The organism is Catenovulum sp. SX2, assembly GCF_052056295.1.
Classification (GTDB): domain Bacteria; phylum Pseudomonadota; class Gammaproteobacteria; order Enterobacterales; family Alteromonadaceae; genus Catenovulum.
Genome location: NZ_CP182493.1, coordinates 1,287,287 through 1,298,969 on the forward strand (window position 1 = coordinate 1,287,287; position 11,683 = coordinate 1,298,969).

Sequence of the window (11,683 nt, forward strand, 5' to 3'; positions counted from 1 at the left end):
ATTGTGATGAGCAAAAACGTATATCAATTTATGGACGTAGAACGTATTGATCCGCCCAAAAAGCCGATTGATACGCGTAAAATTGAGTTCGTAGAAATCTACGAACCACTAAGTGATTCACAAGCAGCAGGCCAAGCAGATCGTTGCTTGGACTGTGGTAACCCATACTGTGAGTGGAAATGTCCGGTACATAACTACATTCCACAGTGGTTAGATTTAGCGAATCAAGGTCGTATATGGGAAGCTGCAGAGCTTTCGCATAAAACCAATAGCTTGCCAGAAGTATGTGGCCGTGTATGTCCACAAGATCGTTTATGTGAAGGTTCTTGTACCTTAAACGACGAGTTCGGTGCAGTAACTATAGGTTCAATTGAAAAGTACATTACTGACACAGCTTTCAAACAAGGCTGGCGTCCAGATATGTCAAACGTTGTTAAAACTGACAGAAAAGTAGCTATTGTTGGCGCTGGTCCTGCAGGTTTAGCAGCAGCTGACGTATTAGTACGTAACGGTGTAAAACCAGTTGTATTCGATAAATACGAAGAAATTGGTGGCCTATTAACTTTTGGTATTCCAGCATTCAAATTAGAAAAAGACGTTATTACTTTACGTCGTCAAATTTTCGAAGAAATGGGTATCGAGTTCGTATTAAATACTGAAGTAGGTAAAGACGTTCAATTCCAAGAATTGATCGACCAATACGACGCAGTATTTTTAGGTATGGGTACTTACAAGTACATGAAAGGTGGCTTTGAAAATGAAGACGCTGATGGTGTATTTGATGCATTACCATTCTTAATTTCAAACACCAACCGTTTAATCGGCTTAGAAAAATCACCTGAAGATTTCATTGATATGAAAGGCAAAAAAGTGGTTGTTCTAGGTGGTGGTGATACAGCTATGGACTGTGTACGTACTTCTATCCGTCAAGACGCTGAAAAAGTAACTTGTGCATACCGTCGTGACGAACAAAACATGCCTGGTTCACGTCGTGAAGTTCAAAACGCACGTGAAGAAGGTGTTGAGTTTGAATTTAACGTACAACCTTTAGCGATTAAAGTTGACGCTAACGGTAAAGCTACTGGTGTTGAATTTGTCCGCACACAAATGGGTGCGCCAGATGCAAACGGTCGTCGCCGTGCAGAAAAAGTTGAAGGTTCAGAGTTTGTAATGGAATGTGATGCTGTAGTTGTTGCATTCGGTTTCCAACCTAACCCAGCACCTTGGTTAGCTGACTACGGTGTAGAGCTAGACCAGTGGGATCGCGTAAAAGCACCTGCTGACGGTCAATTTAAATATCAAACCAGCAATGAAAAAATCTTCGCTGGTGGTGATATGGTTCGTGGTGCAGACTTAGTTGTTACTGCAATCGACGAAGGCCGTAAAGCTGCAGAAGGTATTTTGGATTATTTAGAAGTTTAAACTAAATAATTTGAGCCGATTAAAAAACCCAGCTGAAGCTGGGTTTTTTTGTTTATTGCAATACGAGCTCAAATTCAGTTGTTACAAAGTACTAGCCTTTATAGCTACGCACAATCTCACAAACCTCTACCTGATAGTTTTCATCCTTCCATAGCAGCAAACGCGCGTTCAAACACTTCAATACCGTGCGGATAGTTGCGCGCATTTTCACTTAAATAACGTCGCCACAAACGTGCATTAGGCTGGCCGTTAAATAATCCCAACATATGTCGCGCGATATGCCATGCCGTTGTTTGATAACCAGTATCTGAAACCGCCGTTTCGCGCTCTATATAAGGATACATAGCTTCCACTACTTGACGACGCGAAAGTATAGGTTGCTCACAAGAAAACAGCTTAGCATCGAGCTCAGCTAACATATACGGGTTTTGATAAACCGCTCGACCTAACATCACACCATCAATATGCTGTAAGTGTTCATCCACCTGCTCAAAAGTCTCAATACCACCATTAATGCTAATTTGTAGCTCAGGGAATTCCTGCTTAAGTTGATAAACTCTTGGGTAATTTAGCGGTGGTACTTCACGATTTTGTTTAGGGCTTAAACCTTGCAACCAAGCTTTACGCGCATGCACAATGAAGTGTTCACAACCCGCATCAGCTACCTGCTCAACAAAGCTTTGTAAAAACGCATAATCATCACTGTCATCAATACCAATCCGGGTTTTAACCGTTACTGGGATATCCACTTCCGCCTGCATAGCTTTAACACAATCTGCAACCAACTCAGGTTTAGCCATTAAACACGCACCAAACATACCATTTTGCACACGGTCTGATGGACAACCGACGTTAATATTAATTTCGTCATAACCATATTCCTGCGCTTTAATCGCAGATTTAGTCATATCAGAGGCATCACTACCACCAAGCTGCAAAACCACAGGATGCTCTGCTTGATCAAATTTAAGGTAATCACCTTTACCAAATAAAATAGCGCCTGTAGTAACCATTTCTGTGTATAAAACAGCATGTTGAGACATAACACGGTAGAAGTAGCGGCAATGGCGGTCAGTCCAGTCCAACATAGGGGCGACTGAGAATGTGTGGTTTACAGGTTTGATAGACTTCATGGTATTAATACTGTGCGGGGCTAAAGGCGAAATAAAAAATGCATTATACCTTTTGCTAAGCTACTGTGTCGAATAATCAAGGTTAGCTATGACAATAACACCCCTTGGCATCGCTAATAATAGTTGCACCTAAATAAGCTTGTTCAGACGATATATAGTTTTCAACTATACCTTGTTGAGGTGCGCAAAATAGGCCTGTTGCATAGGGGCCTAAATACACTAAAAGCCCTTGCTGATTAAATACCGCAACTGCTGGTGTTGAGGGAATATAAGAAATTAAAGCAGAATCGCTGGTAACCGTTAGTTGGCTATTTATAAAACCTTGTTCAGTGGCGAGTTGTTTTACCGAATCAATATGAGGCTTAGCAACGGTTTGGCAATAACATTTTTTGCCCGCTGCAAAGTGCAGAGTTGTATTACGAGTATCTATACCGGCTGATTGTAGCTTATCAACAAATTCACGTTCAAAACTTGCTTGTGCGCTTAACAAAGTCAGTTGATTGTTTGGATCAAACAAACCGACTCGCAAATTAGATAAATACAAAATGCTGGCGAGCAATACACTCGCCCATACTACAATAAACAGACTAACCGCTTTATATTTTGAAGCGCGCCATTTCTTGATTAAGCTGCTCGATATGTTTGTGCAATAATGCAAAATTATCTCCGGCCATGTCGGCGTACTGTTTTAATTGTTCAGAAGTTAACGACAGTTCTTGCGTTGAATGCGAAATACTTTGCGATACATTACTCTGCTCTTCAACAGCGGTTGCAACATACGCAATATTTTCCGACACTTTAGCAATGTCATTAACCACATTGGCAATTTCAGCTTTTGCGGTTGCTGACGCCGCGTCAGCAGTTGTTGCTCGCTCTAAACATTCATTCATTTGTGTTACAGACTTTTCAGCATCAGTTATCAACGAGGCTGTAATATCACTAATTTGTTCAGTGTTCTCACGCGTGCGCATAGCCAACTGCCGTACTTCATCTGCAACCACTGCAAAGCCGCGACCATGCTCACCGGCGCGAGCACTTTCAATTGCAGCATTTAACGCCAATAAATTGGTTTGCTCAGAAATCGATTTGATCGCCTCCATAACCTCTTTTATACGATTACACTTTGTCGCCAAAGAGTCTATGGTTGTAGCCGCACACGACAACTCAGTTTTCAGCTGCGACATTTCTTGGCTGCCATTGGTAATCACCTTGTCAGCTTCATTAGCGCGCGCTAGCGCAGCTTCGGTAAAGGTATTCACATCAGCTGCCCGCTCGGCGACATCTGAGTTTGCGGTGGTCATTTCTTCTGTGGCCGTGGCAATTAAAGCCACCTGCTCGTTGGTTGTTTCGGTTGACTGTTCCACATTAGAGGTTAGCGAAGCAACCTGTTTCGACAAACCAGCAACTTCTTGATTGACTGCACTTGCATGTGAAACAAACTGCTGAAAAGAGCCAATTAACTGATTAAAACCGCGTAGATTGCGGTTTTTCTGGTCTAACTCCACACCTAAGTTAAATTGACCTTGCTGCGCCAAAATCTTCTCAACAGTATTAGTTAACTGTAAACCAGCTTGCGCCTCGCGTAAGCTGGTTTTTGCGACAAACATTAATAAAGCAGCTTCTGTTACCGCGAATAATGCATGAATAATTAAGATATAAAATTGCAAATGCGATTGCTCAAAAATGTAGGCTGGAACACCTTGGCTTTGCAGAATAAAAAAACCTATGTGATGTAATGCAACCACAATCACGCTGGTTAATATTACACTCCAATCGCGATAGAAACTTAAAAACGCCAGCATGACAAATATTTCAAAATGGATTTCAATTAACCCTGACGATTGATGTATATGTAAAGCAGCAAACAGCTGAATAGCTATGCCAACACTATGCCGAGTAATAGCGGCAAAAGGCTGAGAGAATATTAAAAAAAGTGGTACGGCTAAGATAGCTGAGCCTAGTACTACAGCTTCAGTCCAAGTGCCGGTATAAAACGCAATTAAAAAGGATAAAACGAACTGACCAATTAACACACCAGTAAAAATTCTATTTGATTTTTCAATCCAAGGATATTGCATTGTGACCTCAAATTTTGTTGGGATATGTGGCTATGCTGACTAGCTTTAAGTCTAGGCGCTTAAGTAGAATGTGCCAGAGCAGAGTCAAAAATATGAGGTTTTATACGCAAAAAACACTAATGGAGATCAATATGGTATTTAATAAGTTTGATAAAAAAACGACAGGTATGAGAAATTAAAGAGATTTGACTTGAAACAAATGGTGCCCAGAGGCGGAATCGAACCACCGACACGGGGATTTTCAATCCCCTGCTCTACCGACTGAGCTATCTGGGCTTTAAGATGTTTTAAATGGTGCCGACTGCCGGAATCGAACTGGCGACCTACTGATTACAAGTCAGTTGCTCTACCAACTGAGCTAAGTCGGCACATTTAAAAACTTTTAGATAAGTGGTGCCCAGAGGCGGAATCGAACCACCGACACGGGGATTTTCAATCCCCTGCTCTACCGACTGAGCTATCTGGGCACTTATCTAAACCAGCATCTTAAGCTTCAAGCTGCTGCGGGCGTGTATTAAACGGATTTTGCGGTACTAAGTCAACCAATTTGTTTTATTTTTTTCAAAAAAATTAGTTTTTCAGTTTGTTTGCTTAAACTATGAACAAGATGGTTAATTTTTACCATAAATAGGTCAATTTTACGCCCCAGTTTAGCGGTAAACCTGGGCTAGAAATAACAGCCAATGCACCGGTAGAAGTTGGTGATGCAAATTTGTGAACGTAATATTTTTCATCAGTCAGGTTTTCGGCCCAGATATCCAACAACCATTTTTCACTAATAGGTTTAAATCTAATTTTGCTGCTCAATAAATGATATGCAGGAATAGCAGATATCTCTAAATTTTCTGGTTCTTGGTAAGTTGTGCCTTTGTATCTATAACTCATATGCCATTCTAGTTGATAAGCATCAAACCAATTTGGGTAATAACTCAAATTTACCGCATAAGATGATTTAGGGGCGTTACGCAGTTTATTACCTTTAACCTCATTTTTATCTTTAAAACTATCGTAACGGGCATTTAATAAAGCAAAGTGGCCGCTAAAATGCCAATTTGGCAAACTGTTTGGTGCAAGCAACCATTCAACCTCAACCCCTTTACTTGAAGCTGCTGCGGCGTTTTCAACTGAAATAGGACTAACAGGCGCTTGTGATTCACGTTGCAACAAAACCTGTAAATCTTGATAGTCTGTATAAAACACAGCTGTATTTAATCTAAATTGGTTTTGCCACCAATCAGACTTAACACCGATTTCATAGTTATCAGCATATTCTGGGGCAAAGCCCAGCTCTGCATCTGCTTTGGTTGGCGCGACACCTTGGTAACCACCACTTTTATATCCTTCAGCATACCTTATATAGCTATATAAATTTTGCTGCCACTGACTCGATAACATAAGTTGTAGCGTATTGGCGTTAAAACTGCGCTGATTGGTTGTTTGATAGACTTCATGAATAATCAACCCATCAACTTGATCTGTCACTTGTTCGACTTGCTTTTTTTCGTACCCAACTCTATAACCAACAGAAAGTTTGTGTACCGAGTCAAATGCATAATCCAAATTAAAGTAGGCCGCATAAGTAGTATTGTCTGATTGCTGCAGATTGCTCGAAGCCGTAGATACAACAGTACCCGGGGGAACAACTTGTGTTGGGGTAGATAATATTAAACTGCCCAAATCAAATGTGTAGCTTTCAGTGCGGCTTGCTTGGCTATCCATCCAATATAAACCTGCAAGCCATTCAACTTGAGTGTCGAATATTTGTTGGCCAAGTAGTCTAAACTCTTGGCTTAACTGCTGAGCATCTTCAGTAATGGTAATGTCGGCGGCAAAAAAATCGCTGAATTGTACATCAGCTCCAGATAACGGCTCTAACAAGTGGCTTTCAGACTCTTTATAAGCTGTTATTGAGTGTAACTCGACCTCTGCAAAATTGTGTACCCAAGTGAGTTGAGTGCCCGAATTAGTATTTTTTGCAGCACCAGCATCTGAAGATAAAGTTTGATAAAAGTCGTTAAATACTTCTGGCTGAGTCAGTGAAATGATTTGCCCAAGACCACCAGCAGTAACCGTATGACCTTTAGCATTCTGATCAATATCATTGTATTCTAAGGCTAAATTTATTTGGTCATCTGATGCCATATAAGCGAATTGAAGATGCGCTGATTGTTGATTTTGATCTGAGAACACAGCTCGACCATTTACATCTTTAATATAACCATCACGCTGATGGCTGCCTAACGACAAGCGAACTGCAACTTGCTCGCCCAATTGCTGATTTAGCATTAAATCAAGATTATGCTGCCCCAAGTTTCCAGCACCAACTCGCGCCTTGTATTCATCCGCTAACACAGGTTTGTTGCGGATAAAATGAATCACACCACCGACACCATTTTTCCCGTACAAAGTGCCTTGAGGACCACGCAATACCTCTATGCTTTGTAAATCAAAGCTATTCATATACACATTCGACATGCGGTTTAAATACACTTGGTCAACGAACATAGCAACAGAGCTATCCCCAGCAGCTGAATCGTCATTTGAGCCAATTCCGCGAATATATATTTGTGGCTGAATAATATTGATTGTACCGACCGCCAGACCCGGTACTTGAGTTTCTATGTCGGTTAAATTGTTTAGTTCGCTTCGTTCAAATTGCAATTTACCCAATGCAGAAACAGCTAAAGGTGTTGTTTGAATGTTTTCTTTTTTATGTTGAGAAACAACTTCAATCGTTTCAATTTCATTTGCAGCGATAACAAGCGGTGAGATGATAAAAGAAGCAGCAGACAATAAAATCTGTCTACCTAAGGTTGAATAACCAATAATAAAAGGGGATCTTAGCGCTTGTGGCATCTACACACTCATTCTAGTTTTTTGCTAGTTTCAGTGTAGACGCCAAATTATATTTTGTGAAATAAGCTTATTTAACTTCTTCACCAGCAGCTTGTTTGTCCGCATGGTAGCTTGAACGTACCATAGGGCCACATGCCGCATGGCTAAAACCTAAGTCTTTAGCAATGCCATCAAGCTCATCAAATTCTTTTGGATGCACATAACGTTTGACCGGTAAGTGATGGCGCGAAGGCTGTAAATATTGGCCTAGCGTTAACATATCAACGTTATGTTCACGTAGGTCCTTTAATACTTCAACAATCTCTTCATTGGTTTCACCCATGCCCATCATCAAACCTGATTTAGTTGCAACATCTGGGTTATCTTCTTTGAAGCGACGTAATAACTCTAACGACCATTTATAGTCAGCACCTGGTCGTGCCATTTTGTACAAACGCGGGGCGGTTTCTAAATTGTGGTTAAATACATCTGGCGGGCTGGTATTCAATATTTTTAGCGCCACTTCCATGCGCCCTCTAAAATCAGGTACTAGTACTTCAATTTTAATTTCAGGGCTGTATTTACGAATGGCATCAATACAATCAACAAAATGCTGCGCACCACCATCACGTAAATCATCACGGTCTACCGATGTGATGACCACGTATTTTAGCTTCATTTCAGCTATGGTTTTGCCTAGTTTTTCCGGCTCATTTTCATCCGGCTTTAATGGACGACCATGTGCAACATCACAAAATGGACAGCGACGTGTACAAATGTCACCCAAAATCATAAATGTGGCTGTACCGTGGTTAAAACATTCGGCTAAGTTAGGGCATGATGCTTCTTCACAAACCGAGTGCAAATTATTTTTGCGCATGGTTTGTTTAATATGCTCAATTTTTTCGCTGCTACGTGGCAACTTAATTTTAATCCACTCAGGTTTGCGCAACATTTCCGATTTTTCTGTTGGCAAAACCTTCACCGGAATTAAGCGCATTTTGTCTTCATCACGTAGCTTTTCACCGGCTACCGGACGTGCTGGTTTATTCATTTTCAAACCCTATCTTTTCGACCACATTGGTATACTCTAAGTGTTTTACAAGCTGTTGCGTTAACCCTTGTTTAGCCGCGGTTATATTTTGCGGCCCACCGAGCGCTGATGTTTGTGTCATTTGTAAACCTTGATACCCACAAGGATTAATTCGTTGAAACGGCGCTAAATCCATAGCCACGTTTAACGCTAAACCGTGAAACGAACAGCCACGGCGAATGCGTAAACCAAGTGATGCAATTTTTTGCTCATTAACATACACACCTGGCGCATCCTTTTTAGCATAAGCATCTATCCCATCACCTTGCAGTAGATCAACTATGCTTTGTTCTATTGCGGTTACTAGATTACGTACACCTATGCCTTTGCGTTTTATATCAATTAGGGTGTAACCAACCAATTGACCTGGGCCGTGGTAAGTTACTTGACCACCTCGGTCGACCTTAACTACAGGAATATCACCCGGCATTAATAAATGTTCTTCTTTACCCGCTTGCCCTTGAGTAAATACGGCAGGATGCTCAACCCACCATATTTCATCTATTTGTTCGGCGGGGCGAGTTTGGGTAAAGTTTTGCATTTTTTGCCAAACAGGCAAATAGTCTTGCGTACCGAGTTCGCGGACAATTAGCTCGGATGCTAATGCTGACTTAGCTTCAGTCAATTACATCACCATTCTAACTGAGTCGATATCAGCTAAGTCTTTGTATAAGGTTTCTAATTGCTCTTTGCTTTGTGCAGTAATGCTAATGGTCACAGACTGGTAGTTACCTTTGCCACTTGGTTTACTGGTAGGACGATAATCACCTGGTGCGTGTTTTTGTACCACAGCAACCACTTTTTCCATCAGTTGTGAGTCGTTGGTGCCTAAAACTTTGAAAGGAAATTGGCAAGGAAATTCTAAATATTCGTCAAACTTAGTTTTCATCTCAACCTTATTGCTGCGTTTGGACAAGAATGCCGCATAGTATAACGCATTCGCAGGGAGAGCTAAAAACAAAAAAGCACAGTGAAACTATTCACTGTGCTTTTTATGGTTATTTTACCGCCGTTATAAAGAAAAGCGCGGCAAACAAATTTAACGCAGCTATCAGGAAAAACAGCAGCTAGAAATTGTTACTTGAATTGCATTTTTAGGTAGTCGATAGCTCGGCTCATCAAACCACCTTCATTAATGCTCTCTAATGCCACTAACGGGTATTCAGCTAAATCTTCACCATCTAACTGTAAAAACAATTTACCAACCACAGCGCCCTTTTTAACAGGGGCAACTAGCTCTTGATCAAGTTGAATATTAGTTTTTAAGTTTTTACGTTGACCACGTGGAATAGTGATAGCTGTGCTTTGGGCAATGCCCAACTTAACTGTGTCTTTATCACCCATCCAAATAGCTTGGTCGGCAAACTTAGTACCTGCTTCATATGGGGTAATAGTTTCAAAAAATCTAAAACCATAATTTAATAATTTTTTGTTTTCGTCTTTACGCGCACGCTCTGATTCCGTGCCCATAACCACAGAAATTAAGCGCATATCACCTTTAGTTGCAGAGGTCACTAAACTATAACCAGCTGCTTCAGTATGACCGGTTTTAATTCCGTCTACATCTAAGCTTTTATCCCACAATAATGTATTGCGGTTATATTGTTTGATGCCATTAAAAGTGAATGATTTTTCTGCGTACAAGGCATATTCATCAGGCGTATCGCGAATAAGCGCTTTGGCAAGTGTTGCCATATCACGCGGAGATGTAAAATGGTTTGCAGAAGTTAAACCATGGCTGTTTTCAAAAAATGACGAGGTCATGCCTAGTTTTTCTGCATGTGCATTCATTAAACTGGTAAAAGCACCTTCTGTACCGGCAATATGCTCTGCCATGGCTACACACGCATCATTACCTGATTGAATAATAATACCGCGATTTAAGTCTTCCACAGATACTTGCTTACCTACCTCGATAAACATTTTTGACGATTCAGGAAAGTTTTTCGCCCAAGCTCGTTCACTGATAGTGACTAAATCAGAGTTTTTAATATTGCCACTTTTAAGTTCTAAACCGATAACATAACTTGTCATCATTTTAGTTAATGAGGCTGGGTCTAACTGCATGTCGGCGTTTTCACTAGAAATAACATAACCTGTGTTGTAATCAACTAGGATATGGCCTTTAGCGTTTACTTTTGGCGGGCTAGGTAAGATTGCCGCAGCATTAAATGCAACCAGACTGATCCCAACACTGAGGATCCCAACTGTACGTTTGATAATTTTTTTCATGATAAATTTTGCTGATTTCTGGATTTAGTTTTGAAAAATTAAGCTTTAAGCCAAATTAGCGCGTAGTGATTATACCCAAGCTAGTTGCAATTAACAGAGCCAATTTATTCTGGTAACTCATGCACAGGTCGAATATTGGTAAACTCTTGTGCATTTGTATAACCACTGCGAATTAAGTCTGCCACAACTTGCTCGGCTTGAGCCTGCTCTTCCATTGGCCCTGCAATTAGGTGAAAAGTTCCGCTATTTTCAACAATTTTAGTTGGTAACTGAAACAAAGCGGCAATTGCCGACGATTTATCCTGTAAGTTGCTTTTTACGTCACCTTTTTCAACTTGGATATAAAAACCTGGCGCTGAGTGCAAAGCTTCCACTTTTACATTGGCTGTGCCTGTTTGGGTAATACCGAGTTTAAAAGCCGCGGCATAAGATAAATCTATCACTCGCCCTGGATGAAATGGTCCTCTGTCGTTCACTCTTACAACAGCTTTACGGCCGTTATCTAAGTTAGTAACGCGCACATAAGTGGGCAAAGGTAAGTTTTTATGTGCTGCACTCATAGAGTACATGTCATATATTTCGCCGTTTGAGGTTAAATGGCCGTGAAATTTTTGCCCATACCAAGACGCAATACCGGTTTCGGTAAAACCTTCGGCACTTTTAAGTACTTGGTAATCTTTGCCCCAAACAGTGTAATTTTTATTGCCACCTAAACTTGGTTGCTCGTATATAGGGGTTGGGTCTATGGTTTCATGCGCAAGCGGCAAACGTGCTGGTGCAACATCTTGTTTTAGTGCATAGCGACTGCTAGATTGATTGGTGCTTTGGCAAGCAAGTAAATAGGCACAAACCAATACTAAAACAGAATTTTTTACCCAAACCATCACGTT

General features: G+C 40.9%; 10 protein-coding genes and 3 tRNA genes. 1 reads left to right on the forward strand and 12 read right to left on the reverse strand.

Annotation, left to right across the window (positions count from 1 at the left end; genetic code table 11):
• Nucleotides 1-6 precede the first annotated feature (6 nt).
• Complete coding sequence (locus ACMZOO_RS05395) at nt 7-1,422, forward strand: FAD-dependent oxidoreductase (protein WP_440905710.1); 1,416 nt, start codon at nt 7-9, stop codon at nt 1,420-1,422.
• A 140-nt stretch (nt 1,423-1,562) separates the two neighbouring features.
• Here the strand turns inward: ACMZOO_RS05395 and dusA are convergent, their stop codons facing one another.
• From dusA to ACMZOO_RS05455, 12 genes are all read right to left on the reverse strand, one after another.
• Nucleotides 1,563-2,555, reverse strand: coding sequence for a tRNA dihydrouridine(20/20a) synthase DusA (dusA, locus tag ACMZOO_RS05400; protein ID WP_440905711.1), 993 nt, complete (start codon nt 2,553-2,555; stop codon nt 1,563-1,565).
• An 82-nt stretch (nt 2,556-2,637) separates the two neighbouring features.
• Nucleotides 2,638-3,213 carry a DUF6436 domain-containing protein gene (locus ACMZOO_RS05405; protein ID WP_440905712.1) on the reverse strand — a complete coding sequence of 192 codons (576 nt, stop codon included), beginning with the start codon at nt 3,211-3,213 and terminating at the stop codon, nt 2,638-2,640.
• Nucleotides 3,152-4,633, reverse strand: coding sequence for a methyl-accepting chemotaxis protein (locus ACMZOO_RS05410; protein WP_440905713.1), 1,482 nt, complete (start codon nt 4,631-4,633; stop codon nt 3,152-3,154). The genes ACMZOO_RS05405 and ACMZOO_RS05410 overlap by 62 nt, the downstream gene beginning before the upstream one ends.
• A gap of 200 nt (nt 4,634-4,833) precedes the next feature.
• Nucleotides 4,834-4,909, reverse strand: a tRNA-Phe gene (locus ACMZOO_RS05415).
• A gap of 16 nt (nt 4,910-4,925) precedes the next feature.
• A tRNA-Thr gene (locus tag ACMZOO_RS05420) sits at nt 4,926-5,001 on the reverse strand.
• A gap of 23 nt (nt 5,002-5,024) precedes the next feature.
• A tRNA-Phe gene (locus ACMZOO_RS05425) sits at nt 5,025-5,100 on the reverse strand.
• A 151-nt stretch (nt 5,101-5,251) separates the two neighbouring features.
• On the reverse strand, nt 5,252-7,489 hold the full coding sequence (locus ACMZOO_RS05430; protein ID WP_440905714.1) for a TonB-dependent receptor: 2,238 nt from the start codon (nt 7,487-7,489) through the stop codon (nt 5,252-5,254).
• A gap of 67 nt (nt 7,490-7,556) precedes the next feature.
• Complete coding sequence (gene lipA / locus ACMZOO_RS05435) at nt 7,557-8,522, reverse strand: lipoyl synthase (RefSeq protein ID WP_440905715.1); 966 nt, start codon at nt 8,520-8,522, stop codon at nt 7,557-7,559.
• Complete coding sequence (gene lipB, locus ACMZOO_RS05440; protein ID WP_440906284.1) at nt 8,515-9,102, reverse strand: lipoyl(octanoyl) transferase LipB; 588 nt, start codon at nt 9,100-9,102, stop codon at nt 8,515-8,517. The genes lipA and lipB overlap by 8 nt, the downstream gene beginning before the upstream one ends.
• A gap of 84 nt (nt 9,103-9,186) precedes the next feature.
• Nucleotides 9,187-9,450 carry a DUF493 family protein YbeD gene (gene ybeD / locus ACMZOO_RS05445; RefSeq protein ID WP_016955088.1) on the reverse strand — a complete coding sequence of 88 codons (264 nt, stop codon included), beginning with the start codon at nt 9,448-9,450 and terminating at the stop codon, nt 9,187-9,189.
• Nucleotides 9,451-9,638: 188 nt separating this feature from the next.
• On the reverse strand, nt 9,639-10,793 hold the full coding sequence (locus ACMZOO_RS05450; RefSeq protein ID WP_440905716.1) for a serine hydrolase: 1,155 nt from the start codon (nt 10,791-10,793) through the stop codon (nt 9,639-9,641).
• Between the two features lie 104 nt (nt 10,794-10,897).
• Nucleotides 10,898-11,677 (reverse strand): septal ring lytic transglycosylase RlpA family protein, encoded by a 780-nt coding sequence (locus tag ACMZOO_RS05455; protein ID WP_440906285.1) that lies wholly within the window; start codon nt 11,675-11,677, stop codon nt 10,898-10,900.
• Between the last annotated feature and the right edge of the window lie 6 nt (nt 11,678-11,683).

What these genes read in the sequence shown, in the direction of transcription:
- ACMZOO_RS05430 (WP_440905714.1), bottom strand. Translation starts at nt 7,489, where the DNA reads ATGCCACAAGCGCTAAGATCCCCTTTTATTATTGGTTATTCAACCTTA.
- ACMZOO_RS05395 (WP_440905710.1), top strand. Translation starts at nt 7, where the DNA reads ATGAGCAAAAACGTATATCAATTTATGGACGTAGAACGTATTGATCCG.
- dusA (WP_440905711.1), bottom strand. Translation starts at nt 2,555, where the DNA reads ATGAAGTCTATCAAACCTGTAAACCACACATTCTCAGTCGCCCCTATG.
- ACMZOO_RS05410 (WP_440905713.1), bottom strand. Translation starts at nt 4,633, where the DNA reads ATGCAATATCCTTGGATTGAAAAATCAAATAGAATTTTTACTGGTGTG.
- ACMZOO_RS05450 (WP_440905716.1), bottom strand. Translation starts at nt 10,793, where the DNA reads ATGAAAAAAATTATCAAACGTACAGTTGGGATCCTCAGTGTTGGGATC.
- lipB (WP_440906284.1), bottom strand. Translation starts at nt 9,102, where the DNA reads ATGCAAAACTTTACCCAAACTCGCCCCGCCGAACAAATAGATGAAATA.
- lipA (WP_440905715.1), bottom strand. Translation starts at nt 8,522, where the DNA reads ATGAATAAACCAGCACGTCCGGTAGCCGGTGAAAAGCTACGTGATGAA.
- ACMZOO_RS05455 (WP_440906285.1), bottom strand. Translation starts at nt 11,677, where the DNA reads ATGGTTTGGGTAAAAAATTCTGTTTTAGTATTGGTTTGTGCCTATTTA.
- ybeD (WP_016955088.1), bottom strand. Translation starts at nt 9,450, where the DNA reads ATGAAAACTAAGTTTGACGAATATTTAGAATTTCCTTGCCAATTTCCT.